This window comes from Streptomyces canus (assembly GCF_041435015.1).
Lineage (GTDB): Bacteria > Actinomycetota > Actinomycetes > Streptomycetales > Streptomycetaceae > Streptomyces > Streptomyces canus_G.
In genome coordinates, this window is record NZ_CP107989.1 from 7571784 (window position 1) to 7598076 (window position 26293).

Consider the following 26293-nt stretch of genomic DNA (forward strand, 5'->3'; position numbering starts at 1 on the left):
CGACAAGGAGACGTGAGATGACCGGAATCTGCGACGGCCGGGTCGTCGTCGTCACCGGCGCGGGCCGCGGTCTCGGCCGCGCCCACGCCCTCGCCTTCGCCGCCGAGGGAGCTCGGCTCGTCGTCAACGACCTCGGCGTCGGCCTCGACGGCACCCCGGGCCCCGACAGCCCCGCCTCCCTCGTGGCCGAGGAGATCCGCGCGGCGGGCGGCGAAGCGGTCGCCCACGGCGGCGACATCGCCACGGCCGACGGTGCCGCGTCCCTCGTCCGGGCGGCCCTGGAGACGTACGGCCGCCTCGACACCCTCGTCAACAACGCGGGGTTCCTGCGCGACCGGATGCTGGTGAACCTCGACGAGGAGGACTGGGACGCGGTGACGCGGGTCCACCTGAAGGGCCACTTCCTGCCGCTGAGGCACGCGGCGGCACACTGGCGGACCGAGGCGAAGGCGGGACGCACGCCGACCGCCCGCATCATCAACACCAGCAGCGGAGCAGGCCTGTTGGGCTCGGTCGGACAGGGCAACTACAGCGCCGCGAAGGCCGGGATCGTCGGCCTCACCCTGGTCGCGGCGGCCGAGCTCGCCCGCTACGGCGTCCAGGTCAACGCGATCGCCCCCGCGGCCCGGACGAGGATGACGAAACAGACCTTCGCCGACACGATGGCCGCCCCGACCGACGGCTTCGACGTGATGGCACCGGAGAACGTGTCACCCCTGGTGGTCTGGCTGGGCTCCGAGGCGAGCGCGGGAGTGACGGGCAGGGTCTTCGAGGCGGAGGGCGGCCGCATCACGGTGATGGAGGGCTGGCGGCCCGGCCCGACCGCCGACAAAGGGGCGACGTGGACTCCGGCGGAGGCGGGGGAAGCGACCCTGAAGCTGCTCGGCGAGGCGGAGGCGCCGGGCCCGGTGTACGGGGCGTAACCGGGTCCGCCTGCCCTACGTGTCACACTCCAGAACCGTCCGGCACAGAGCACACCGCGCCCGCACCCGCCCCCGGACCGGCACCCGAATCCGCTGATGGCAGGTAGGACAGGGGAACGACACCCGCAGGCGCCCGGGGCCGTCCGGGGTGAAGGTGTAGGGGACGCCCGGCTGCGGGCCGGGCGCGTGCCGACGGTCTCGTGCGTAGCGGCGTCGGCCCGCCCAGCCCGCCGCCGTGAGGGGCGGTTGCTCGGAGTCCTGGCGGGCCTGCGCCATCCCCTTCACATACGCCGTGTACGCCTGCGCACTGGTGAACCACACCGAGGGATCCTCCCCGAACACCAGCGACCGCTTCGCCAGCACGTACCCGAACTCCTCCGGCGTGAGATACCCCAGCTTCTGCGACGACGCCGCGTCCTCCCGGTACGCGTCCAGCAGGAGCCACCCCGCCCCCAGATACGTCGCCGCCGTGTCCGTGAGGATCTCGTTCTCGCGCACCCCCGGGAAGGAGAGATCCAGCCGGTGCAGATACACGTGCATGACCTCGTGCGCCAGCGCCGCGCCGATGTCCCGCCGATGCGTGCGGAACCGGTCGTTCAGCTCGACGAAGTACTCCGGGCCCGCGGTCAGTTCGACGTTCGCCGCGTGGGTCATCTCCCGGAAGCCGACCACGAACCGGGCGTCCGGCAGCCGGTAGTGCCGCACCAGCTCCCGGGCCACCCGCTGCGCGCCGAGATGGAGATCGTCGGTGTCGCAGAACGCCACATCCACCGGCGCCACACTCGTCGCGAACGTCTGGACGGTGTCGTAGGAGAGCCGTTTGTAGAGCGCGTTGATCGACGCCCGCACCGTCTCCAGGTGCGGGTAGCCGTGCTGGACCGGTCCGTCGTTCGTCACGCCCGTACCCCCAAGACGCCCAGAACCCGACTCCACTCTACGAGGTCGTGAGCGGATTCTCGTGGGTCGGACCGGGCGTACGAAGCCGGAGCACGGTCCCGCTCGCCGGTGCCTCCTCCAGCTCCAGCACCCACACGTCGTTGCCGCCCTCCCGCAGCACGGGACCGGGCACGTACAGCGTCCGCTGCGGGCCCGTCGACCAGTACCGGCCGAGGTTGAAGCCGTTGACCCACACGAATCCCCGGGTCCAGCCCGGAAGCTCCAGCACCGCGTCCCCGGCGCCCCGCACGGACACCTCACCCCGGTACAGCCCCGGCGAGCCTCCCCCCGGGACCTCCTGGAAGCCGATCCCGGTCACGGAGTCCAGCGCGTCCAGCCGCAGCCCCCGCGCCCGCACCCCGTGCAGGAACTGCCGCTCGTGCAGCAGCCCCCCGGTGATCCCCTTGCCCTCCCCGCTCCGCGGCCCGTAGTTGACCCGCCCCAGCGACTCCACCCACAGCTCCACGCGCGCGTGCCCCGCGACCGGCTCCTTGAGCTGGACATCCTCCTCGGTGAGCACCCCGGCCCGCTCCCCGTCGACGTACACCACCGCGAGATCCCTGAGCCCCCGCGCGGTCAGCGGATACGGCTGCCGCGGCCCCGGCACGGTCACCTCGTACCGCACGAGCCCCCGATCGACGTCCAGTTCCTCGAAGGTCGGCGGGACGGGGCCCTCCTGGGGAGGTCCGCCGCGCTCCTCCAGCACGGCGGACAGGGACGCCCACCCGGACAGGTCCACGTCGGCGTCCGCCTCCAGCACGCCGGGCGCGGGCGGCAGGTCGGCCACCGGACCGTACTGCGCCAGCACCTCACGGAAGCGCCAGAACTTCTCCGTCGGCCTGCCGTACTCGTCGATCGGCGCGTCGTAGTCGTACGACGTCACGTCCGGCTCCAGCGGACCGTCGTGCAGCGCGCCGCCGCCCCGGTTGGCGCCCGCCCAGCCGGCGAAGTTCGTGCCCCCGTGCGCCATGTAGAGGTTCACCGAGGCGCCGCACTCCAGAATCTCCCGCAGCGCCGCGGCCGCGTCCCCGGCGTCCCGTACGACCTGCTCGCCGCCCCAGTGCTCGAACCAGCCGCACCAGAACTCCATGCACATCAGCGGGCCGTCCGGGCGGTACCGGCGCAGCGACGCGAAGGCCGTCCGTGCGTCGGAGCCGAAGTTGACCGTGGCGAGGACACCGGGAATCGAGCCGCCGGTGAGCATGTGGTCCTCGGGGCCGTCCGAGGTGAACAGCGGCACCGTGACCCCCTGCGCGCGCAGCAGCTCGGCCAGCCGCAGCAGATAGGCGGCGTCCGAGCCGTAGCTGCCGTACTCGTTCTCCGCCTGAACCATGATCACCGGGCCGCCGCGGTCGATCTGCCGCTCCACGACCTGGGGCAGCAGCCTCCGGAACCAGCGCTCCACCTGCCCCAGGTACACCTCGTCGCTCGTGCGTGCGTGACCCTTCAGCCAGTGCGGCAGACCGCCGTTCTCCCACTCCGCGCAGATGTAGGGGCCCGGGCGGACGATCGCCCACAGCCCCGCCTCCCGGGCCGCGTCCAGGAAGCGGCCCAGCGCCTCCACGTCCCGGACGTCACCCGGGTGCGGCTCGTGCAGGTTCCACGGCACGTACGTCTCCACGCAGTTGAGGCCCATCGCCCGCAGCATCGCCAGCCGGTGCCCCCACTGGGCCTCGTGCACGCGGAAGTAGTGCAGCGCGCCGGACAGCAGCCGCACCGGCCGTCCGTCCAGCAGGAAATCGGTTTCACCCACCGTGAACTCGCTCATAGGCTCCACCCTCACGACTGGCGGCGGCCAGGTCCATGGACAAAGATCGTCGCTGCTTGGACCGAAGCGCAGGCAAGGAGCGCGATGTACCACACGTGGATGCGGTTCCTCACGCCCAGCCCCGTCCATCACCGCCTGGGCCTGGTCTGCCTCGGGGTCGGACTCCAGTACGGCCCGCTGCCCACCGTCGGTCCCCGCACCCTCGACAGCCACGTCGCCGTCGTCATCAGCACCGGCACCGGGTGGTACGAGACTCCCGACGGCCGGCGCAGGACCGTCACCGCGCCCGCGCTGCTGTGGCTCACCCCCGGTGTCCCGCACCACTACGCGCCCGACCCGGGGGCCGGCTGGGACGAGGGCTTCGTCGGCTTCACCGGGCCCGCCACCGCCACGTACACCGAACTGGGTTACATCGAGCCCGACCGCCCTGTCGTGGCCCTGTCCGACGCCACCGGACCGCGTGCGGTGATCGCCCGCATCGCCCGGGCCGCCCGCCGCGACAACCCCCTCCTGGAGGTGGAGACCGGCGCCGCCGTCCATGAACTCCTCGTCGCCCTGCGCCGCGCCCGCGCCGACCTCGCCCCCGACGGCGATCCGGTCCTCAAGGCCCTCGCCCGCGACGCCTGCAAGCCGATGTCGGTCGCCGACCACGCCGCCCGGCACGGCATGACCCTCGCCGAACTGCGCACCGCCGTCCGCCGGGGCGCCGGCTGCAGCCCCAAGGACTACCTCCTCGGCATCCGCCTGGGCCGCGCCAAGGAACTCCTCGCCGCCACCGACCTCCCCGTCGCCTCGATCGCCCGCCGCGTCGGCTACGACGACCCCGCCTACTTCTCCCGCCTGTTCACCCGCCGCGTCGGCATGCCCCCGATCCGCTTCCGCGCCCAGGAGAGCCGGACGGTCCCCGGCGGCTGGAGCAACCAGGTACCGGATCCGGACGATCCGCCGCGGGTCTGATCGCTCGTGTTGCTGGGCGGGGCGGTCTGGCGTGGGTCGGGTCGTTTGTGTGGGTGGGCATGGCGGTCCGGCGGGGGTCGGGGGGCGGGTCGGTACTGCCGTGGTTCTGGTCGTCTGTGTTGGCGGTAGGCTGGTCCGCTGTGGTTCTGGTCATCTGTGCTGGTGGCCGGTTCGGTCTGCTGCGGATCTGGTTGCCCGTGCTGTCGGTCGGTCCGGTCTGCCGTGGACCTGATCGCCCGTGCTGCCGGTAGGCCCGCCCGCTGTGCTTCTGGCCGCCCGCGCCGGCGATCGGGTCGGTTCGCTGAGGCTCTGATCGCTCGCGCCGCCGATCGGTCCGGTCTGCCGTGGACCTGATCGCCCGTGCTGCCGGTAGGCCCGTCCGCCGAGGATCTGGCCGCCCGCGCCGGCGATCGGGTCGGTTCGCTGAGGCTCTGATCGCCCGCGCCGCCGATCGGTCCGGTCTGCCGTGGACCTGATCGCCAGTGCTGCCGGTAGGCCCGTCCGCCGAGGATCTGGCCGCCCGCGCCGGCGAACGGGTCGGTTCGCTGGGATCTGATCGCCCGCGCCGCCGATCGGGCCGGTCTGCCGTGGACCTGATCGCACGCGTTCCCGGCCGGGCCGGTTCGCCGATGACCTGACCACCCGCGCTGCCGATCGGCCGGTCCGCCTGCGATTCGTTGGCCCCGCGCCCGTAGGGTTGTCGCCCATGACCACCAGCAACAACGGATCCGGTGACGTCGACCCCGCCGTCCGCGAGGAGCTCGCCCGTCTGCGGGACAGCATCGACAACATCGACGCGGCCGTCGTCCACATGCTCGCCGAGCGCTTCAAGGCCACCCAGCAGGTCGGCCACCTCAAGGCCCGCCACCAGCTGCCGCCCGCCGACCCGGCCCGCGAGGCCCGCCAGATCGAGCGGCTGCGCACCCTCGCCGAGAACGCCAAACTCGACCCGGCCTTCGCTGAGAAGTTCCTGAATTTCATCATCGCCGAGGTGATCAGACACCACGAGCGCATCGCCGAGGACACCGTGAACGGCCCCACCCCCCTGGCCGATTGACCTCGACCGACGCCCCGGGGAGGTGACACGGCGGCCCGCACGCGGCATGCTGCGCTGTGCACTCCTTGTCAGCCCGCGAGCACTCCGCGTCAGGACGCGGGCGTAGGCTGGCTGTCCGCGAGGGAGGGAGGTCGGGCCATGCCTTCGGATGCCAAGATCCTCATCGTCGACGACCACGAGGACACCCTCTACGCCCTGGAGAGTGCCCTGGCCCCGCTGGGCTACCGGCTCGCCCGCGCCACCAGCGGGGACGAGGCCCTCAAGCAGGTGCTCCGGGGCCAGGTCGGCCTCCTGCTCCTCGACGTGCGGATGCCCGGCGTCAGCGGCCTCGACGTGGTCCGCTACATGCGGCGCCTGGAGCAGACCCAGCACATCCCCGTCATCCTGCTCACCGGCTTCGGCGCCGACCACGAACTGACCTCCACCGCCTTCGGCCTCGGCGTCGCCGACCTCGTGATGAAACCCATCGACCCATGGGCCCTGCGCACCAAGGTCCGGTACCTCTTCGACGCCCACCGGCGCCACCTCGCCCTCGAACACGAGGTGCGGGAGCTACGCGCTCTCGTCAAGGGCCACGGCGAGAACGACGAGGAGAGCGCCGCCCGCCGACCCCTGCCCCACCCGGACGCCCGGGTACCGGTGCAGCGCGGACAAGGGGCGCACACCGGGGAGCTCGAACAGGACCGGACATAAGGCGTGTACCGATCCGCCTCTGTGAGTTGCCCCTGCCATCAGGCAGCATGTCCTGCATGTCCGTACTGACGCGCGACGAAGCGCAGACCCGTGCCAAGCTCCTCGACGTTGACCGTTACACCATCGCGCTCGACCTCACCACCGGCGACGAGACCTTCGAGTCCCAGACCGTCATCCGGTTCACCGCGCGCGCGGAGGCGGACACCTTTGTCGAGCTCAAGCCGGTCGAACTGCGAGGGGCCACCCTGGACGGCCACCCCCTCGACCCGGAGACGCTGCACGAGAACCGGCTGCCCCTCAAGGCGCTCACCGCCGGCGAGCACGAACTGCGCATCGACGCCGTCATGCGGTACTCCCGCACCGGCGAGGGCATGCACCGCTTCACCGACCCCACCGACGGCGAGACCTACGTCTACACCCAGCTGTTCATGGAGGACGTCCAGCGCGTCTTCGCCGCCTTCGATCAACCCGACCTCAAGGCCGTCTTCGACCTGTCCGTGAAGGCCCCCGAGGACTGGACCGTCCTCGCCAACGGCATCACCTCCGACCTCGGCGACGGCCGCTGGCAGGCCGCCCCCACCCCCCTGATCTCCACCTATCTCGTCGCCGTCGCCGCCGGCCCCTGGCACTCCGTGCGCACCGAACACCGCGGCCTGCCCTTCGGCATCCACTGCCGCCGTTCCCTCGCGCCCTACCTCGACCCGGACGCCGACGAACTCTTCGAGATCACCCGGCAGTGCTACGACCGCTACCACGAGAAGTTCGAGGAGCCCTACCCCTTCGACTCCTACGACCAGGCGTTCGTCCCCGAGTTCAACGCCGGCGCCATGGAGAACCCCGGCCTCGTCACCTTCCGCGACGAGTTCGTCTATCGCTCCGCCGTCACCGACACCGAACGCCAGACCCGCGCCATGGTCATCGCCCACGAGATGGCCCACATGTGGTTCGGCGACCTCGTCACCCTGCGCTGGTGGGACGACATCTGGCTGAACGAGTCCTTCGCCGAGTACATGGGCTACCAGACCCTCACCGAAGCCACCCGCTTCACCGACACCTGGGTCGACTTCGGCGTCATGCGCAAGGGCTGGGGCTACGACGCCGACCAGCGCCCCTCCACCCACCCCGTCGCCCCCGACGAAGTCAACGACACCGCCTCGGCCCTCCTCAACTTCGACGGCATCTCCTACGCCAAGGGCGCCTCCGCACTCCGGCAACTGGTGACCTGGCTCGGCGAGAAGGACTTCCTCGCCGGCATCAACACCCACTTCGCCCGCCACAAGTTCGCCAACGCCACCCTCGCCGACTTCATCGAGTCCCTCGCCTCCGCCACCGAACGCGACGTCCACGCCTGGGCCGACGCCTGGCTGCGCACCACCGGCGTCGACACCCTCAGGCCGACCGTCACCCGCGCCGAGGAAGGCACGTACACCCTCCAGGTCGAGCACAAGGGCAGCCGCCCCCACCGCATCGCCGTCGGCCTCTACGACCAGGACGTGTCCGACGAGGGCCGCCACCTCGTCCTGCGCGAACGCCTCGACCTCGACGTCCCCAGGGCCGACTCCCAGGGCCCGCTGCCCATCGGCAAGCGCCCCACCCTCCTGCTGCTCAACGACGGCGACCTCACCTACGCCAAGGTCCGCTTCGACAACGAGTCCTTCAAAGCGGTCACCGAGAGCCTCTCCGGCCTGCCCTCGCCGCTGACCCGCGCGGTCGTCTGGAACGCCCTCAGGGACGCCGTCCGCGACGGCGAACTCCCGCCCACCGCCTACCTGGAGGCGGCCCGCGCCCACCTCCCGCACGAGACCGACCTCGCTCTCGTCCAGGGCGTCCTCGCCTTCGCCTCCACCTACGTCGCCGACCGCTACGTCACCCCCGAACAGCGCCCCGCGGCCCTCGCCACCCTCTCCTCCCTGTGCCGCGACCTCATCCGCCGCACCGAGGACGGCGACAACCCCGGCCTGCGCCTGATCGCCGTCCGGCACGGCATCAACGTCACCTCCCAGCCCGACACCATCGCCGCCTGGCTCGCCGACGGCACCGTCCCCGGCGGCCCCGAACTCGACCCCGAACTGCGCTGGCGCGTCCTCGCCCGCCTCGCCGTCCTCGGCGCCACCGACGAGACCGCGATCGCCGCCGAACTGGAACGCGACCCCTCGGCCACCGGCCAGGAAGGCGCCGCCCGCTGCCGCGCCGCCCTCCCCACCGAGGAGGCCAAGGCACAGGCCTGGGAGGCGATGTTCACCGGCGACGACCTCTCCAACTACCTGTTCACCGCCACCGCCCAGGGCTTCTGGCAGCCCGAACAGGCCGAACTCGTACGGCAGTACGTGCCCCGCTACTACGAGGACGCCGTCGCCCTCGCCGCCCGCCGGGGCCCCGCGATCGCCGACGCCGCCGGCCGCTGGGCATTCCCCGACCACGCCATCGACGACGACAACCAGGCTCTCGGCCGGGCTTGTCTGCGCGACGCCGACCCCATCCCCGCCCTGCGCCGCAAGCTGGTCGACCAACTCGACGATCTGGGACGCGCGTTGCGCGTGAGGCAGATGTAGAGCGGGTTTTCCCCGTACGGGAGTACCCCCTTTCGGGTCAGGATCGTTGAACCCTCCGGGCGCGCCCAAGCAACCGCGTCCAAGCTGGAAGCCCCCAGCGCCCCCGGAGGTCGACGATGAACACGCCGCCCCTGGCCTCGGGCCCCGAAGGCCCGTCCTCGCTGCGCCCGCTGCTCGACACGGTCCTGGAGGCGCTGGGGGAGGGGGCGCGGGCGCGCGGGGGCCCACTCCCGGCGGGCGGCCCGGGGGCGGTCGCGGATCGGGTGCGCGATGCGCTGGGGGACGTACTCCCGAACGAGGGCGATCCGGACGCCCTACGACACCTGGTGCGCGCCTTGGCGGAAGGCGCGGCGGACCCGGCGGACCCGCTCTGCGCGGCCCACCTCCACTGCCCGCCTCTCGCGGTGGCCGCAGCGGCAGACCTGGCTGTCAGCGTTCTGAATCCGTCGATGGACTCATGGGACCAGGCCCCGGCAGCCTCGGAGCTGGAGGCCCAGGTAACCCGAGCACTGGCAAACGACGTCTACCTGGACCCACCCAGGGGCGCGGGGAACTGCGCGACAAGCCCCCACCGGCCAGACGCTTTGATCACTACGGGTGGCACGGAATCGAATCAACTCGCCCTCCTCCTGGCCCGAGAGACCCTGGGCCCGGGCGTCCGACTGGTCTGCGGCGGAAACGCCCACCACTCCCTCCCAAGGGCCGCCTGGCTCCTGGGCATGCCCGCCCCGGTCATCGTCCCCACCCCCGACGGCACCCTCGATCCCGCAGCCCTCGACACGACCCTGCATGGACCGTTGGTCATCGCCGCGACAGCGGGAACCACCGACGCCGGTCTGATCGACCCACTGCCCGAGATCGCCGACTGGTGCACGCAGCGCGGCGCACGGCTCCACATCGACGCGGCCTACGGCGGAGGCCTCCTGTTCAGCTCACGGCACCGAGACCGACTCACCGGCATCGACACCGCCGACACCGTCACCCTCGACCTGCACAAACTCGGCTGGCAGCCCGTCGCCGCAGGACTCCTCGCCATCCGGAACGGCAACGACCTCACCGCCCTCCACCAGCGCGCCGACTACCTCAACGCCGACGACGACACCGAAGCCGGCCTCCCCGACCTCCTCGGCCGCTCCCTGCGCACCACCCGCCGCCCCGACATCCTCAAGATCGCCGTCACCCTGAAAACCCTGGGACGCACAGGACTCGGCGCGCTGGTCGACCAAGTCTGCGAGCGAGCACGGGAATTCGCGCAGCTCGTCCACGACCACCCCGGATTCGAACTCCACGAACCCCCCACCATCAGCACGGTCCTGTTCCGACCGGCGAGCGCCACCGACGACGCCGTGGCCGCCGTACGCCGACAACTCCTCACCGACGGCCGCGCCGTCCTCGGCCGAGCCCGCGCAGCACACCGGCTCTGGCTCAAGGTCACCCTCCTCAACCCCACCACCCGGCCGGCCGACCTCGCCGGACTCCTGAAACTCGTGGAAGGAACCACCCCCCGATGAACCCCCACCCCCCACACCACGAGCCCGACGCACCCCGCGACCTCGTCGGCATCGGCATCGGCCCCTTCAACCTCTCCCTCGCCGCCCTCGCCCAGCCCCTCACCACACTCGACGCCGTCTTCTACGAACAGCGCCCCACCTTCGGCTGGCACCCCGGACTGCTCATCGACGGCGCCACCATCCAAGTCCCGTTCCTCGCCGACCTGGTGACCCTCGCCGACCCCGCCAGCCACTGGAGCTTCCTCAACTACCTCAAGGCCCGCGAGCGCCTCTTCCCCTTCTACTTCGCCGAGCGCTTCCACATCCAGCGCGCCGAATACGACGCCTACTGCCGCTGGGTCGCCGAGAACCTCCCCGGCCTCCACTTCCACCACCAGGTCGACGCCGTCCGCTTCAACCCCGAACGCGACGTCTTCGAAGTCGACTTCACCCAGCTCGACTCCGACGGAGAAGCCGAGGCACTGGGCCGGACGTACACGAAGAACATCGTCCTCGGCATCGGCACCGAACCCCACGTACCCGAGCCCCTCAAACCCCTCGTCGAGGCCCCCGGCGTGCCCGTCGTCCACGCCGGCGACTACCTCGCCCACCGCCAGACCCTCCTCGCCGCCGACCACATCACCGTCGTCGGCTCGGGACAGTCCGGCGCCGAGGTCTTCCTCGACCTGCTCCGCAACCGCCCCACCGGTCACGAAGGACTCCACTGGCTCGGCCGCACCGAAGCCTTCGCACCGATGGAGTACTCCAAACTCGGCCTCGAACACTTCACCCCCGACTACACCCGCTACTTCCACGCCCTCTCGGAAAGCGTCCGCGACCGCCTCGGCACCACCCAGTGGCAGCTCCACCGCGGCATCGACGCCGACACCATCGCCGCCATCCACGACGAGCTCTACCGCCGCACCCTGCACGGCGGCTGGCCCGACACCGTCCTCACCCCCGGCGTCCGCGTCCGCACCGCCGGCAGAATCGCCACCACGAAGATCGAACTCCACCTGGAACACATCCAGCAGGGCACCCGCTCCCGCCTCACCACCGACGCCGTCGTCCTCGCCACCGGCCACCGCGAACGCCCCCTCGACCGCATCCTCGCCGGACTCGACCCCTACCTGCGCCGCGACAGCCGCGAACGCCTCCGCGTCGACGAACACTTCCGCCTCGTCCTCGACCCGTCCGTCAGCGGCGCCGACTGCCACGTCTACGTCCAGAACGCCGAACGCCACACCCACGGCGTCGGAACCCCCGACCTCGGACTCGCCGCCTGGCGCAGCGCCACCATCCTCAACACCGTCACCGGCAAGGACGCCTACCCCCTCCCCGCCCGCACGGCCTTCACCACCTTCGGCCTCGACCACCGGGCCCAGATCCCATCCGCCCGGCAGGCCCCCACCCTCACCCCCCTGCTCGAGGGACGGTAAAAAACCGGCGGCGGCGGAAGAACCCCGGCACCGGCCCGGTTGGCTCCCACATGACGACCACCTGGACCGCCGCCCACCGCGCCGCCGCCATCAACCCCCGCGAAAACCTCGCCCTCTTCGAGTCCCGCGGCTTCACCGACCAGACCGTCCGCCAGTCCCTGCGCCTGGCCGGCGGCGGCGAGGCCGTCCGCATCCACCTGACCAACCGCTACGGCACCACACCCCTGGACATCGGCGGCGCCCACCTCGCCCTGCGCACCAAAGGCAGCGGCATCGACCCCGGCAGCGACACCCCGCTCCGCTTCTCCGGCAACCCCACCGTCACCATCCCCGCCGGCGAGGAGACGATCAGCGACCCCGTCGAACTCCCCGTGAGCGCGGGCGAGGAACTCACCCTCAGCCTCTACCTGCCCGGCGACACCGGACCGACCACCTTCACCGCCATGCCCTACGACACCGGACACGCCGTCCCCGGCAACCAGCTGTCCGCCGCCGTACTCGAAGACCCCGAGGAGTTCGCCACCGGCCACCTCCTCGCCGGCGCGGACGTCCTCGCCCCGGCCGGCACCCGCATCGCCGTCGCCTTCGGCGACTCCTGGATCGAAGGCGCCGCCACCACCCCCGGCACCGACAACAGCTTCCCCGGACAGCTCAGCCGCCGCCTGACACACGGCTGGATCGTCAACGCGGGCATCTCCGGCAACCGGCTCCTCACCGACGAGATCGGCGAACACCTCCTGGCCCGCATCGACCACGACGTCCTCGCCGTCCCCGGCGTCAGCCACGTCATCATCCACATCGGGCTCAACGACCTAGGCCTTCCCGGCCACTTCGCCCACCCGGAACAACCCGCCGAAAGCCCCACCGCGGCCGAGTTCAAGGCCGGCCTCACCACCCTCGCCGACCGCCTCCACACCGCCGGACTCACCGTCATCGGCTCCACGATCGGCCCCTACAAGGGCACCGTCCACGACGGCTACGACACCCCGCGCGGCCAAGCCGTACGCGCCGAGGTCAACGCCTGGCTGCTCGGCGACGACCACCCCTTCGACGGGATCGTGGACGTGGCCGCCGCCGTCGCGGACCCGGACCGACCCGACCGGATCCGCGACGAGTTCAACGCCGGCGACGGCCTCCACGTCAACGACGCCGGCGCCAAAGCCATCGCCGACGCCGTGGACGTCACCCTGCTGGACCTCTAGAACACAGGCGTTCCGTCGCGCGTGAGCCTCCAGTCCACCGACGCGAAGTCCTTCGGATCCAGCACGCCCTTCGCGGTCACCCACTCCGCGATCCGCGTGCGGATCTCTGTCGACTCCGACCACAGCTCGGTGGCCGAGGCCACGTGCGGGAACGCGCCGCCACCGTTCGCCCGGTAGTTGTTCACCGCGAACACGAACTTCTGTGCGTCGTCCAGCGCGGCACCGTTGTAGGCCAGGTTCTTGATCCGCGAACCGGCCGCCTGCGCGATGTCGATGTCGTACGACAGCCCCGACACGTAGTCGTAGTTGTAGTCCGGACGGTTGTTCGCGTTCGTCAGCTTCTCCACGTCGACCGGCGCACCCGCCGCCGTCTGCACGAAGTACTCCGCCGAGTACTCCAGGTACGCCCTGAGCTGCGCACCCGTCAGCAGCTTCGCCACCAGCGTGTTGTCGTACACGTACAGGCTGGACAGATCCCGGATCGTCACCTTGCCCGCCGGGATCTCCGAAGTCCGCGAGAACGGCGACGCCTGCGCGATCACGGGCAGCGAGGCGTACTCCGTGCCCGCCAGCGCCGTCCTGACCACGTCCTCCTGGACCTTCGTGATCAGGTCGATGATCGGGGCGTCCTTGTAGCGCGCCTCGACCGTCGTCAGCGTCTGCGTCGCCGTACCGACGACCTGGTTGACGTACTTCACGACGACGTCATGGTCGGCCTTCAACAGCTTGGTGATCTTCGGGTCGTCCGCGACCGAGTTCGAGTTGAGCACCTTGGACGAGACCGACTCGACCGCCCAACGGCCCTTCGCGAAAACCAGCTCGATGTCGAACAGCGACAACCGCTCGGCAAACGCCAACGGCTCCGACAGCACGACCGTCTTCCCGGTCTTCGTGTTGGTGACCTTCAGCTCCGGAATCTCCACATGCGCATGCCCGACCAGAATCGCGTCGATCCCCGGCACCTGCTGCGCCACCAGCGCCGCCGAGTTCTCGACGTACGGCAACTGGTCACCGTACGACGACGTCCCCGACGAACCCGAGTGCGCCGACACGAGCACCACGTCCGCACCCATCGACCGCAGCTTCGGCACCCACTTCGCCGCCTGCTCCTCAAGCCCCGGGAACGTCAACTTGCCCTGCACATACGCCTTGTCCCAGATCGCGATACCCGGGTTGGTCAGACCCAGCACCGCGACCTTCACCGGCGGCGCGCCCTTCACATGGAACGTCTTGATGAAGTACGGCGGAAAGGCGGGCTTCTGCGTCTTCGCGTCCAGCGCGTTCGCACCCAGCAGCGGGAAGTCGCACTGCTCCTCGAACTTCCGCAGCGTCTCGATGCCGTAGTTGAACTCGTGATTGCCCAGCGCCACAGCGTCGTACCCGATGGCGTTCATGGCCGCGGCCATCGGGTGAATGGGACCGCCCTTGGCCGTGATCGGGTCGACCTTCGCGTAGTAGTACGTCAGCGGCGTCCCCTGGATCGTGTCGCCCGCGTCGAGCAGCAGCGTGTTGCAGCGGCCCTTCTCCGCACGCACCTGGTTCACCAGCGTCGAGATCCGGGACAGCCCCTGCGCGTTGCCCGCCGCGTCCTTGTACTCCGCGTCCTTGAAGTAGTCCCAGTTGAAGACATGACCGTGCAGATCGGTCGTGCCCATCACCGTCAGGGAGTACCGCTTCTCGTGACCCTTCTTCGCCTCCGCGGCCTCGGCCGCCGGCGCACCCACGGCACCCGCCAACGCGACACCCGCACCGGTCACGGCGGACTTCTCCAGGAACTTCCTGCGGTTCAAGGGCATGTCTTGATCTCCTCGGGGAACGGTCAACAACGCGCGTAGATTCTGACCCGGTCATGCCCAACGGCAACAGGCCTCGCAGGTTTCGATCTGATGACCCCCTCTGTAAAAACTGACAGAGTGGGTCGTTATGACCGTTCCCTACGGCACCCCCGACGCCCCCCGCATCGCCGTCCGTGGCGAAGCCCACCTCGAAGTCGACCCCGAGATCGCCCGCATCGGCGTCACCGTCGCCGCCCGCGGCAAGGACCGCCGCACCGCCCTCGACGACCTCACCCGCCGCAACGCGAGCGTCCTGGACCTGCTGAAGTCCTACGGAGACGCAGTCGAACGCCTGGAAACCGGCTCCTTCTCGGTCACCCCGGAACTCAAGGAACACGGCCGCGGCGAACGCGTCCACGCCTACCACGGCCGCGTCCACATCACGGCCGAACTGACCGACTTCACCGCACTGGGTGAACTCACGACCCGGCTGGCCGACCAGGAGTTGACGACGGTCGACGGCCCTTGGTGGGCCCTGCGCCGGGACTCACCCGCCTACCGGGAAGCCCGGCAGCAGGCGGTGCGGGAAGCGGTCCAGCGGGCGAGGGAGTACGCGGAAGCACTGGGCACATCGCTGGCGGCCCTCGTCGAACTCGCCGACATCGGCGCCGAGGACCCCGAACCCCGCTTCGTCGGCAAGGCCAGCCGCGCACGCTCCATGGCCTACGAGGCCGCGGCGGACACCTCAGCCGCCCCCCTCGACCTCGAACCCCAACGCCAACACGTCCACGCCCAGGTCAACGCACGCTTCACCATGGCACCACCGAGGCTGTGAGCGACCGCTGGGATTTGCAAACGAAATGCTCATCAGAGCGGGATGGCGCACACTTCAACGCTTGTCAACAGCCCTTCACCCAAAGGTTGTTGAGTGGACATGCCTCCCCAATTCCCTACCCGCCGGTAAGGTCTAGTGTCGAAACATGCGCCGAGCAAAGATCGTCTGCACCCTGGGCCCCGCCACCCACTCGTACGACCAGATCAAAGCCCTGGTCGACGCGGGAATGGACGTAGCCCGCTTCAACCTCAGCCACGGCAGCTACGCCGAACACGAGGAGCGGTACCACCACGTCCGCAAGGCCTCCGACGAAACCGGCCGCAGCGTCGGCCTCCTCGCCGACCTTCAAGGCCCGAAGATCCGCCTCGGCCACTTCACGGAGGGGCCCGTACTCCTTGAACGCGGCGACACCTTCACCATCACGGTGGAAGAGGGCGCGGAGGGGGACCAGCGGTCCTGCGGCACGACATACGGCGGACTCGCCGAAGATGTTGCCGTGGGTGAGCGCATCCTCGTCGACGACGGCAAGGTCTGCCTCGAGGTCACGTCGGTGGAGGGCCCCCGCGTCCACACCAGGGTGATCGAGGGCGGCATGGTCTCCGACCACAAGGGCCTGAACCTCCCGGGCGTGGCGGTCTCCGTCCCCGCCCTCTCCTCGAAGGACGAGGAGGACCTCCGCTGGGCCCTGCGCATGGGCTTCGATGTGATCGCGCTGTCCTTCGTGCGGTCGGGCCGCGACATCAAGGGCGTCCACCGGATCATGGACGAGTCGGGGCGCCGGCTGCCGGTGATCGCCAAGGTGGAGAAGCCGCAGGCGGTCGAGGAGATCGACGACATCGTCGCGGCCTTCGACGGCATCATGGTGGCCCGCGGTGACCTGGGCGTGGAGATGCCGCTGGAGCAGGTGCCGCTCGTCCAGAAGCGGGCGATCAAACTGGCGAAGCGGAACGCCAAGCCGGTGATCGTGGCGACGCAGATGCTGGACTCGATGATCGAGAACTCGCGCCCGACGAGGGCTGAGGCATCGGACGTCGCGAACGCGGTGATCGACGGCACGGACGCGGTGATGCTGTCGGGGGAGACGAGCGTCGGCAAGTACGCGATCGAGACGGTCCGGACGATGGCGAAGATCGTGGAGGCGGCGGAGGAGGACATCCTCGCGAAGGGGCTGCCGCCACTGACGGAACGCAACAAGCCCCGTACGCAAGGGGGCGCTGTCGCTCGGGCGGCGGCGGAGATGGGCGATTTCCTGGGCGCGAAGTTCCTGGTCGCGTTCACGCAGAGTGGGGACACGGTGAAGCGGCTGTCCCGGTACCGGTCCCCGATCCCCCTGCTGGCCTTCACCCCGGAGCCGGCGACTCGGTCTCAGCTGAGCCTGACGTGGGGTGTGGAGACGTTCCTCGGTCCGCAGGTCGACTCCACGGACGCGATGGTGGACCAGGTGGACGAGCTGCTGCTGAAGTACGGCCGCTGCGAGCAGGGCGACGTGGTCGTGATCACGGCCGGCTCACCGCCCGGGGTGTCGGGGTCGACGAACCTGGTCCGGGTGCATCACATTGGCGAGGACGACAGTCCGAAGTAGTCGTGGTCAGTGTTTGGGGCCTACGTGGGTGTCCATGAGGGCGACTGAGGCTTTGCGGGCGACGGAAATGTTGTACGCGTTGCCGTGGCGGGTGCAGTGCGTCCAGTCGATGCCGAGCTTGTCGAGCGTGTCCGTATAGAGCTTTCGGATGTCGTCGGACACGTTGGTGAAGAAGTACCGGGGGTATTCATAGCGCTTGCGTTCACCGGCGACGGTGCGCGTCGTCCAGTTGATGATCCGGCAGCCGTCGGAATGGATGAGGCCGCGGATGAACTCCCAAGGGTGCGCGTCGACAATCTCTTGCTGCCAGGGTTCGAGGGCGATGGTGCGCTCGTGCTTCTTGCCGGGGCCATGCTGGGGGAACATACAGGTCCAGTCCAGTGCTTGGTGTACGACTTCACCTCGACGCAGCCGGTTTTGTAGCGCTGCTTGACGCTCGGCAGCGGCATCACTGTGCGCATCGCGTCTTCAGCGGCAGTAATCAGGCCGGTCTGTGTTGCGTTGCAGAACACGGATAGATGGTGCTGCTTGGGCTTCGAGATGATGTGGCCATCCCCGAGGTAGAGGCCCAGAAGGTAGGCGTACGCCGTTTCGTCGAACGGGCGCCCCGTACACCTGGGGCAGTCCGTTGGCTGCTCGTAAGTCTCACCCCGTGCCTTGCGGTCTTCGCTACGCCACCAGCCGACGGTCCCGCGTGGGATATTGAGGCGCTCCGCGACTGTTCGATTGGGGACGCCCTGACGCATCAATGCGATAGCTTGGGCGCGAATCGAAGGGCTGTACTGTTCCATGCCGACACTCTGTGAGAGTGATCGCGACGACACGCAGTAAAAAGCGGATGTTCACGAGAACGGGAACATCCGCTTTTGGTGGCGACCTTGGAATCCAAGGAAAAGTGCCCCGAGTCGGATTCGAACCGACGCTGTATGGGTTTTGAATCCATGGCCTCTACCGCTGGGCTACCGGGGCCCCTTCGATACGAAGGTCGGCGGTCACCCGCCTTGCCCCCACCTTACCGCAGCTAGGTACGCTCTTGTCAGCAGTACCCCTGCCCCTGAACGAGGAGCCCCCGTGACCGCCCCCGAGTCGCCCCAGCCCGTAGACGCGCCCGACGACGACAAGTCGCACGTGCCTCCGCTGACGACCCGTGTCGTCATTGCCGAGGACGAGGCCCTGATCCGCCTCGACCTCAAAGAGATGCTGGAGGAAGAGGGCTACAGCGTCGTGGGCGAGGCCGGTGACGGTGAGCAGGCCGTCGAGCTCGCCCGTGAGCACAAGCCGGACCTCGTCATCCTCGATGTGAAGATGCCCAAGCTGGACGGGATCTCCGCCGCCGAGAAGATCGCCGAGGAGCGGATCGCCCCGGTGCTGATGCTCACCGCCTTCTCGCAGCGGGACCTGGTGGAGCGGGCGAGGGACGCCGGTGCGATGGCGTATCTCGTGAAGCCCTTCAGCAAGAGTGATGTCGTGCCGGCGATCGAGATGGCCGTGTCCCGGTTCACGGAGCTCAGGGAGCTGGAGAACGAGGTCGCGGACCTGACCCTGCGCCTGGAGACCCGCAAGCTGGTCGACCGGGCGAAGTCGATTCTTCAGACGTCGTACGGACTGACCGAGCCCGCCGCGTTCCGGTGGATCCAGAAGACCTCGATGGACCGGCGCATGTCGATGCAGCAGGTCGCCGAGGCCGTGATCCAGGACGCGGACGAGAAGAAGGCCAACAAGGGCTGAACCCCGGCGGCCACAAAAGACCAAGGCCCGCGTCCCCAACAGGGGGCGCGGGCCTCGTCGTGCGGGCAGAGAGTCAGTCTTCGCCGAGGTAGGCCTTGCGGACCGACTCGTCGTGGAGGAGGTCCTGTCCGGTGCCGGACAGGACGATGCTGCCGACCTCCATGACGTGTCCCTGGTCGGCGAGGGAGAGCGCCGCCTGGGCGTTCTGCTCGACGAGGAGGATCGTCATGCCCTGGGACTTCAGTTCGACGATGGTCGACATGATCTTCTGCATCATGATCGGCGAGAGGCCCATGGAGGGTTCGTCGAGCATGAGGAGCTTCGGCTGGGACATGAGCGCGCGGCCCATGGCCAGCATTTGCTGCTCGCCGCCGGACAGGGTGCCTGCCGCTTGGTTGCGGCGTTCTCCCAGGATCGGGAAGAGTTCGTAGGCGCGCTGTACGTCCTTCTCGATGCCCTCCTTGTCCTTCCTGAGGAACGCTCCGAGCTGGAGGTTCTCGAAGATCGTCAGGCGGGGGAAGATGTGCCGGCCTTCGGGGGAGTGGGCGAGTCCGAAGGAGACGATCTTGTGGGCGGGGACGCTGCTGAGGGGCTTGCCGTCGAAGAGGATCTTGCCGGCGGTGGGCTTCAGCAGGCCTGAGAGCGTGCGCAGCGTGGTGGTCTTGCCGGCGCCGTTGGTGCCGATGAGGGTGACGACCTGGCCGGCTTCGACGCTGAAGGAGATGCCTTTGACGGCTTCGATCTTGCCGTAGGAGACCCGGAGGTCCTCGACTTCGAGGAGTGCGGTCACTGGGCTTCTCCCTTGGTGCCGGTGGTGCTCTGCGCTTCGGCCGCGTCGACCGCGGCGGCGTCCGCCGCGCCGGGGTCGCCTTCGAAGGGTTCGCCGAGGTAGGCGGCGATGACGCGTTCGTCGGCCTGGACGACTTCGGAGGTGCCTTCGACGAGTTTTTCGCCCTGGACGAGGACGGAGACGCGGTCGGAGAGGTTGAAGACGAAGCGCATGTCGTGCTCGATGAGGAGGACGGCGATGCCCTTGTCGCGGATGGCGAAGACCAGTTCTTCGGTGGCGCGCGTCTCTTGGGGGTTCATGCCGGCGGTGGGCTCGTCCAGGAGGAGCAGGCCGGGGTCGGACGCGAGCGCGCGGGCGATCTCGAGCTTGCGCTGTTCGCCGTAGGGGAGGTTGCGGGCGAGGTGGTCGCGCTTGCCTTCCAGGCCGATGAACTCCAGGAGTTCCATGGCCCGTTCCTCGCTGGCCCTCTCTGCCTTCTTGAAGCCGGGGCCGCGGAGCAGTGCCGACCAGAGGCCCTCCTTGGTCCGCGTGTGGCGGCCTACGAGGACGTTCTCGAGGACCGTCATGTTGGAGAACAGGCGGATGTTCTGGAAGGTGCGGGCGATGCCGGCCTTGGTCACCAGGTGGGGCTTGGGCGGCAGGACGGTGCCCTTGTAGGAGACCGTGCCTTCCGTGGGGACGTACAGGCCGGTGAGGCAGTTGAAGAAGGTGGTCTTGCCTGCGCCGTTGGGGCCGATGAGGCCGACGATCTCACCGGAGTTGACGGTGAAGTCGACCGAGCGGACGGCGGTGAGGCCGCCGAAGCGCATGGTGACGTTGCGGGCTTCGAGTACAGGTGTCGTCATGGTGCTCACGCCCCCGCCTTGGTGACGGCGGCCGGTTCGCCGGACAACGTCGTTTGTTCTGGTATGTCGAGTTGGCCGGTCTCGTGGAATTCGAGTTGGTTGCGGCGGTTGGCGATGATGCCTTCGGGGCGGAAGCGCATCAGCAGGATGAGGGCGATGCCGAAGGCCAGCAGCGACTTGTCCTGGAGGAAGACGAGCTTCTCCGGGAGCAGGTAGAGCAGGGCGGCGCCGAGGAGGGGGCCGGCGACGGTGCCCATGCCGCCGAGGACGACCGCGGCGAGCAGGAAGGCGGAGTTCGGGGGCGTGGAGCCGGCGAACTGATACGGCGTCGGGACGACGCTGTAGGTGACGTGGGCGCTGACGGTGCCGGCGAGGCCGGCGAGGGTGGCGCCGAGGGCGAAGGCGATGAGTTTGACGCGGAAGCCGTTGATGCCCATGGCGGTGGCGGCGGTTTCGTCTTCGCGGATGGCGATCCAGGAGCGGCCGATGCGGGAGTCGGCGGCGCGGGTGTAGACCAGGACCACGAGGGCCATGATCAGCACCATGAGGAGGTAGTAGTTGGCGAAGCGGCCGAGGGTGAAGCCGCCGATGTCGTGGGCTTCGCCGAGGTTGAACCCGAGGAGTTTGAGGTCGGGGATGGCCGGGATGCCGTTGGGTCCGTTGGTGAGGTCGGGGCCGGAGTCGCCGTCCATGTTGTTGACGGCGATGCGGAAGATCTCTCCGAAGCCGAGGGTGACGATGGCGAGGTAGTCGCCGCGCAGTCGCAGGGTGGGGGCGCCGATGAGGACGCCGAAGACGAGCGATGCGGCGGCGCCGGTGAGGGCGGCGGCCCAGAAGGGGAAGTGGACGCCGGAGAAGCGGGAGAACTCGGAGCCGGAGACGAGGGCGGCGGTGTAGGCGCCGACGCCGAGGAAGGCGACGTATCCGAGGTCGAGGAGGCCCGCGAGGCCGACGACGATGTTGAGGCCCAGGGCGACGGTCCCGAAGATCAGGATGTTGACGCCGATGTTGGCGTAGTGGTCGTTGGTCTGGGTGAAGGGGAACGCGATCGCGGCGGCGAAGCCCATGGCGAGCGTGAAGCTGCGGTTGCGGGCGACGATCCGGGAGAAGCGGTCGTTGAGGCCCGCGGTGTGCAGGGCCCAGACGGCGAAGACGACGACGATGAGGTAGCCGACGAAGAGTTCGCCGTACTCGGTGTCGATGCCGTAGGTGAACACCGCCAGGCCGACGATCGTGGCGAGGGTGATGATCGCGCGCTCGACCCAGGGGCTGATGGGTGCGGGGGCGGGGATGCCGTCGGGCTTGGCGAGGTACGCCTTGAAGTTCTCCTTGCCGCTCGCGGTGCGGGGCTCGGGGAGGGCGAAGGCGCCGATGACGGGCAGGAGGGAGGCGATGGCCGCGACCCAGCCGCCAGGTTCGAGGTTGGCGAGTCCGCCGAGTTCGGCGGCGATCGAGATGATCGTGTACCAGGTGACGCCGAAGGCGCCGAGGGCGGTGAGCACCAGGGGTGCGTTGTTGCGGGCGGGTATGAGGCCGCCGAGGCCGCGTATGCCGTAGGCGGCGAGGGCGAACAGGGTGGTGAGGAGGCCGGCGATGAAGGTCAGCCACTGGAGGCCGCCGGGGTAGCCGGTGATGGTGAGGTCGCCGGGGAACTCGCTGGTCCAGGTCCAGGCGAGGAAGGCGGAGGCGGCGGTGGCGATGCCCCCGGCGAGGAGGAGTGCGCGGGCCGCGGCGAGGGGCAGCGGGATCAGACCGCGGGTGGTGGTGTCGGTCATCGTGATCACGCCCTGTCCGCTACGCGTTCGCCGAGCAGGCCTTGTGGCCTGACGAGGAGGACGATGATGAGCAGGCAGAAGGCCCAGACGTCCTTCCAGGAGCCGCCGCCGAAGAGGTGCATGCCGGGGATGTCGTCGATGTAGGCGGAGGCGAGGGTCTCGGCGACGCCGAGGACGAGGCCGCCGAGCATGGCGCCGTAGATGTTGCCGATGCCGCCGAGGACGGCTGCGGTGAAGGCCTTGAGGCCCATCAGGAAGCCCATGCGGTAGTCGATGCTGCCGTACTTGAGGCCGTAGGCGACGGCGGCGACGGCGGCGAAGAACCCGCCGATGGCGAAGGCGATCACGATGATGCGGTTGGTGTCGATGCCCATGAGCTGTGCGGTGTCCGGGTCCTGGGCGGTGGCCTGCATGGCGCGGCCGGTGCGGGACTTGCGGACGAAGAAGGCGAGGGCGGACATGCAGACGATGGCGGCGACCACGAGGAAGATGTCGGCGTCCTTGATGGTGACGGAGCCTATGTCGTGGGTGCCGTCGAGGCCGGGGAAGGCGACGGCGCGGTCGGCGCGGGGGTAGAAGTTGCGGACGACTTCCTGGAGGGCCAGGGAGAGACCGATCGCGGTGATGAGCGGTGCGAGCCGTGGGGCTCCGCGCAGGGGCCGGTAGGCGAACCGTTCCGCTCCGACGGCGATGAGGATGGCGACGATACCGCCGCCTATCAGCATCAGGGGGACGGCGAGGGCCATAGAGGTGCCGTCGGGCAAGAGGTAGAAGTAGACCGTGAAGGCGCCGAAGGCCCCGGTCATGAAGATCTCGCCGTGCGCGAAGTTGATGAGCTGGACGATGCCGTACACCATCGTGTAGCCGATGGCGATCAGCCCGTACATCGAGCCCAGAAGCAGCCCGTTGGCCAGCTGCTGCGGCAGGGTGTTCACCGCGTGGCCTCCATTGTCGCTGGTGGTCGTGTGCACATATCGCGTGCTGGGGTGGGGTGTGGCAAGGGCCGCGCGGTCGGGGTCCCCTCCCGCGCGGCCCGTGGTGGTGTTGCTGTGTGCTGCTGGGCCCTGGACTAGCCGAGGTCGGCGGTGCCGGTCTTCACAGCCTTCCACGCACCCTTGGTGACCTGGTAGACGGTCAGCTGCTTGTTGGTGGTGTCGCCGTACTGGTCGAAGGCGACCTTGCCGGAGATGCCTTCGAAGTCGGACTTCTGGACGGCGTCGACGACGGAGGAGCGCAGGGCGTTGATGTCGCTGGGGACCTTGCCGCTGTTGGCGTCGACGGCGGCCTTCACGGCCTTGATGATGGCGGTGGTGGCGTCGTAGGAGTACGCGCCGTAGGCGCCGTAGTCACCCTTGTAGCCCTTGGACTTGTACGTCTCGATGAACGTCTTGGCGGCGGGCAGGGTGTCGGCGGGGACGCCGACGGCGGTGGCGAGGTCGCCCTCGGACGCGGTGCCCGCGGTCTCGATGTAGGTGGAGGCGAACATGCCGTCGCCGCCGAAGAGCGGGACCTTGACTCCGCCGCCCTTGAGCTGCTTGGTGATCAGGGAGGACTCGTCGTACTGGCCGCCGTAGTAGAGCAGGTCGGCGCCGGAGTTCTTGACCTTGGTGACGAGGGAACCGAAGTCCTTGTCGCCGGTGTTGACGTGGTCGGTGCCGACGACGCTGCCGCCGAGCTTCTTGAACTGCTCGTTGAAGATCTTCGCGAGGCCGGCGCCGTAGGTCTGCTTGTCGTCGACGACGAAGACCTTCTTCTTCTTGAGGCCGTTGTACGCGTAGTCCGCGGCGAAGCTGCCCTGGAGCTCGTCGGTGGTGGCGGTGCGGAAGTACGTCTTGTACGGCCGCTTCTTGTCCGTCTGCCAGTTCTTGCCCTGGGTCAGCTCGGGGTTGGTGTTCGAGGGGGAGATCTGGACCATGTTGGCCGAGGCGAACACCTGCTGCATCGTCTGGGCGACGCCGGAGTTCAGCGGGCCGACGGCGCCGACGGCGGTCTTGTCACCAGTGATCGTGGTGGCGTTGGACTGGCCGGTGGCGGGCTGCGCCTTGTCGTCGTAGGCCTTCAGTTTGAAGGTGACGCCGGGGACGAGCTTGGCCTTGTTGGCGTCGTCGACGGCGATCTGGGCGCCGTACTGGATGCCGAGACCCGTGGTGGAGTTCTCGCCGGAGAGCGGGGCGTCCACGCCGATCGTCAGGGTGGTGCCACCTCCGCCTTCGCTGTCGCCGCCCTTGTCGTCTCGGGAGCCGCAGGCGGTGAGCGTCAGAGCTCCAGTCGCGAAGACGGAGGTCAGTATCACCATGGAACGTCGCACAATCAGTCCTTTCCGCAGGCACACGCGCCCTCGTGGGTGCGGCCTTGTGCCGCGCTGGTACCGAACTCCCGATGGAGCGGTGACTGGCCGTGACTCTAAGCCCGGTTTGCAGGCAGGGGCATCGCTGTGCGCTGGCTTGTGACTTTCTTGTTATGACGGGGTGGATGGTGCGCTTCCGCGGAGGGGACTCTCAGCCGGTTTGGCGGAATTTCCCCTCAGTCCGCATTTTGAGAACCTGCACTTCCGCTTGGCCGTCCGGCCTGTGACGGCGTGGTCGTGGCGCAGGCGCCTCGAAGGAGCGCGAAAAGGTCGTGGGAGTAGGCCCGGCCGAAGATGAAACTGTGGTGCTGTATTGCGCGCGTGTTACGGAGCGTCACGTCAAGAAATGGTAGGTCGGCATTCAGCGGCAGACCCGAACAGTCGGAAACCGATATCTCCACGGTGACCCGGCGGGTCGTGCCGGCGTGCACGGTGAAGGCCTCGGGCAGGGCGTGGGCGGTGAGGCCGGTGAAGGCGGCGCCGGTGACCCGGAGGGTGACGGGGGGTCCGCTGTGGACGTCGACGGCGAAGCGGAAGCGGCCGCTGGTGGGATGGGCGCCGGAGATTTCGGGGAGTCCGGCGGGTCCGAGGTACCGCCATGCGGTGACGTTGGCGGGCCAGGGGACGGGGACGTCCGGGACCTCGGCGCGGTGCTCGTCGGCCAGGATGCGGGGGAGGAGGACTCCGGCCGCGAGCAGGGTGAACGCGGCCGTTGTCGCAGCTGTTCTGCGGGCCCTGGGCGACAACGTCTCCCACCGCGACGCCCAACGGTCCGTCAGACGTGCCTCGTCGGCGCCGATGACGTCGTGATTCTCCCCCGTCTCCGGTGAGTTGACGGGCTCGACGGGGCCGATACCGGTCATGGGAGAACGGTAGGGGTGCCGGGGGGCTCGTGCCCAGTCGGTGTGCGCCTCAGGGCCTGTCCCGCGGATCATGCCGACGTCGCGGGGTCTGGCACGCGGATCTGCCCCGTTGCCGTCCCTCTCCCCGCTCTCGGCCCCGCTCGAGCGGGGGGACGCCCATGACCCCGCTCACCTGAACCGATCAGGCACCGTTGCTTGAAGTCGGCCTGATCCGCCGGAGGCTCTAGCGGCCGGGGGCGTCCCGCAGGAGGCAGGTGAGCCGGGCGGTGCAGACGCGTCGACCTTCCTCGTCGCTGATCACGATCTCGTACGTCGCGGTGGACCGCCCCCGGTGCACCGGTGTGGCGACTCCGGTGACCAGCCCGGAGCGGGCTCCCCGGTGGTGTGTGCAGTTCAGGTCCACGCCCACCGCGATCTTCGAGCTCCCGGCGTGCAGCATGGAGCCGACGGAGCCCAGGGTCTCGGCGAGGACGGCCGAGGCGCCTCCGTGCAGCAGCCCGTACGGCTGCGTGTTGCCCTCGACGGGCATGGTGCCGACGACCCGTTCCGCGGAGGCCTCGACGATCTGCACGCCCATGCGGGTGCCCAGGTGGCCGGCCGAGAACATGGCGACGAGGTCGACGCCGAGCGCCGCGTACTCGTCGATGACCTCTTGGGGAAACGTGGCGTGCTGCTGCTCACCCATGGGGCGGGCTCCGTTCGTCCTGGTCGCTACGACTGCCTGCGCTGAGCAAAC

The 26293-nt window shown here is 69.3% G+C and carries 21 protein-coding genes, 1 tRNA gene and 1 pseudogene; 11 read left to right on the forward strand and 12 right to left on the reverse strand.

Going from position 1 to position 26293, the window contains the following annotated elements; genetic code table 11:
* The first annotated feature begins 17 nt into the window (after window positions 1-17).
* The gene (locus OG841_RS34590) at window positions 18-923 is read left to right on the forward strand and encodes an SDR family oxidoreductase (RefSeq protein ID WP_371568058.1); all 906 of its coding nucleotides are present in this window, start codon (window positions 18-20) and stop codon (window positions 921-923) included.
* Window positions 924-938: 15 nt separating this feature from the next.
* Here the strand turns inward: OG841_RS34590 and OG841_RS34595 are convergent, their stop codons facing one another.
* Both OG841_RS34595 and OG841_RS34600 read right to left on the reverse strand, forming a co-directional pair.
* Window positions 939-1820 (reverse strand): hypothetical protein, encoded by an 882-nt coding sequence (locus OG841_RS34595; RefSeq protein WP_328637798.1) that lies wholly within the window; start codon window positions 1818-1820, stop codon window positions 939-941.
* 37 nt (window positions 1821-1857) lie between these two features.
* Complete coding sequence (locus OG841_RS34600) at window positions 1858-3627, reverse strand: glycoside hydrolase family 35 protein (protein WP_365118445.1); 1770 nt, start codon at window positions 3625-3627, stop codon at window positions 1858-1860.
* A gap of 84 nt (window positions 3628-3711) precedes the next feature.
* Between OG841_RS34600 and OG841_RS34605 the strand changes: the two genes are divergently transcribed.
* From OG841_RS34605 to OG841_RS34635, 7 genes are all read left to right on the forward strand, one after another.
* Complete coding sequence (locus tag OG841_RS34605) at window positions 3712-4584, forward strand: helix-turn-helix domain-containing protein (RefSeq protein WP_328637796.1); 873 nt, start codon at window positions 3712-3714, stop codon at window positions 4582-4584.
* A 706-nt stretch (window positions 4585-5290) separates the two neighbouring features.
* Window positions 5291-5641 (forward strand): chorismate mutase, encoded by a 351-nt coding sequence (locus tag OG841_RS34610; protein ID WP_328637795.1) that lies wholly within the window; start codon window positions 5291-5293, stop codon window positions 5639-5641.
* A gap of 138 nt (window positions 5642-5779) precedes the next feature.
* Window positions 5780-6334 carry a response regulator gene (locus OG841_RS34615; RefSeq protein ID WP_328637794.1) on the forward strand — a complete coding sequence of 185 codons (555 nt, stop codon included), beginning with the start codon at window positions 5780-5782 and terminating at the stop codon, window positions 6332-6334.
* 56 nt (window positions 6335-6390) lie between these two features.
* Window positions 6391-8886: an aminopeptidase N gene (gene pepN, locus OG841_RS34620; protein ID WP_328637793.1), complete on the forward strand. Its 2496-nt coding sequence runs from the start codon at window positions 6391-6393 to the stop codon at window positions 8884-8886.
* Window positions 8887-9002: 116 nt separating this feature from the next.
* On the forward strand, window positions 9003-10397 hold the full coding sequence (locus OG841_RS34625; RefSeq protein ID WP_328637792.1) for a pyridoxal phosphate-dependent decarboxylase family protein: 1395 nt from the start codon (window positions 9003-9005) through the stop codon (window positions 10395-10397).
* Window positions 10394-11815: a lysine N(6)-hydroxylase/L-ornithine N(5)-oxygenase family protein gene (locus tag OG841_RS34630; RefSeq protein WP_328637791.1), complete on the forward strand. Its 1422-nt coding sequence runs from the start codon at window positions 10394-10396 to the stop codon at window positions 11813-11815. The genes OG841_RS34625 and OG841_RS34630 overlap by 4 nt, the downstream gene beginning before the upstream one ends.
* Window positions 11816-11865: 50 nt before the next feature.
* Complete coding sequence (locus OG841_RS34635; RefSeq protein WP_328637790.1) at window positions 11866-13017, forward strand: GDSL-type esterase/lipase family protein; 1152 nt, start codon at window positions 11866-11868, stop codon at window positions 13015-13017.
* Here OG841_RS34635 and OG841_RS34640 read toward each other — a convergent pair.
* Window positions 13014-14813 (reverse strand): bifunctional metallophosphatase/5'-nucleotidase, encoded by a 1800-nt coding sequence (locus OG841_RS34640; RefSeq protein WP_328637789.1) that lies wholly within the window; start codon window positions 14811-14813, stop codon window positions 13014-13016. The two genes, OG841_RS34635 and OG841_RS34640, sit on opposite strands and share 4 nt — an antisense overlap.
* Window positions 14814-14940: 127 nt before the next feature.
* Between OG841_RS34640 and OG841_RS34645 the strand changes: the two genes are divergently transcribed.
* Together OG841_RS34645 and pyk are read left to right on the forward strand one after the other, a co-directional pair.
* Complete coding sequence (locus OG841_RS34645; RefSeq protein WP_328637788.1) at window positions 14941-15627, forward strand: SIMPL domain-containing protein; 687 nt, start codon at window positions 14941-14943, stop codon at window positions 15625-15627.
* 145 nt (window positions 15628-15772) lie between these two features.
* On the forward strand, window positions 15773-17209 hold the full coding sequence (pyk, locus tag OG841_RS34650) for a pyruvate kinase (protein ID WP_328637787.1): 1437 nt from the start codon (window positions 15773-15775) through the stop codon (window positions 17207-17209).
* A gap of 6 nt (window positions 17210-17215) precedes the next feature.
* Here the strand turns inward: pyk and OG841_RS34655 are convergent.
* Window positions 17216-18000, reverse strand: a pseudogene (locus OG841_RS34655) (helix-turn-helix domain-containing protein).
* 105 nt (window positions 18001-18105) lie between these two features.
* Window positions 18106-18178, reverse strand: a tRNA-Leu gene (locus tag OG841_RS34660).
* A 102-nt stretch (window positions 18179-18280) separates the two neighbouring features.
* Here OG841_RS34660 and OG841_RS34665 point away from each other — a divergent pair.
* The gene (locus tag OG841_RS34665; RefSeq protein WP_031041938.1) at window positions 18281-18937 is read left to right on the forward strand and encodes an ANTAR domain-containing response regulator; all 657 of its coding nucleotides are present in this window, start codon (window positions 18281-18283) and stop codon (window positions 18935-18937) included.
* A 73-nt stretch (window positions 18938-19010) separates the two neighbouring features.
* Here OG841_RS34665 and OG841_RS34670 read toward each other — a convergent pair whose 3' ends face one another.
* The 7 genes from OG841_RS34670 to OG841_RS34700 all read right to left on the reverse strand — a co-directional run bounded on the left by OG841_RS34670 (window position 19011) and on the right by OG841_RS34700 (window position 26242).
* Entirely contained in the window at window positions 19011-19727 is a 717-nt protein-coding gene (locus tag OG841_RS34670; RefSeq protein WP_062038154.1) for an ABC transporter ATP-binding protein, read from the reverse strand.
* Window positions 19724-20572: an ABC transporter ATP-binding protein gene (locus OG841_RS34675; RefSeq protein ID WP_328643503.1), complete on the reverse strand. Its 849-nt coding sequence runs from the start codon at window positions 20570-20572 to the stop codon at window positions 19724-19726. The genes OG841_RS34670 and OG841_RS34675 overlap by 4 nt, the downstream gene beginning before the upstream one ends.
* A gap of 5 nt (window positions 20573-20577) precedes the next feature.
* Window positions 20578-22347, reverse strand: coding sequence for a branched-chain amino acid ABC transporter permease (locus OG841_RS34680; RefSeq protein WP_328637785.1), 1770 nt, complete (start codon window positions 22345-22347; stop codon window positions 20578-20580).
* A 5-nt stretch (window positions 22348-22352) separates the two neighbouring features.
* On the reverse strand, window positions 22353-23282 hold the full coding sequence (locus OG841_RS34685) for a branched-chain amino acid ABC transporter permease (RefSeq protein WP_057618429.1): 930 nt from the start codon (window positions 23280-23282) through the stop codon (window positions 22353-22355).
* Window positions 23283-23416: 134 nt separating this feature from the next.
* Window positions 23417-24643 (reverse strand): branched-chain amino acid ABC transporter substrate-binding protein, encoded by a 1227-nt coding sequence (locus OG841_RS34690; protein ID WP_328637784.1) that lies wholly within the window; start codon window positions 24641-24643, stop codon window positions 23417-23419.
* A gap of 227 nt (window positions 24644-24870) precedes the next feature.
* Window positions 24871-25557 carry a hypothetical protein gene (locus OG841_RS34695; protein WP_328637783.1) on the reverse strand — a complete coding sequence of 229 codons (687 nt, stop codon included), beginning with the start codon at window positions 25555-25557 and terminating at the stop codon, window positions 24871-24873.
* A 223-nt stretch (window positions 25558-25780) separates the two neighbouring features.
* Entirely contained in the window at window positions 25781-26242 is a 462-nt protein-coding gene (locus OG841_RS34700) for a PaaI family thioesterase (RefSeq protein WP_069763116.1), read from the reverse strand.
* Window positions 26243-26293 lie beyond the last annotated feature (51 nt).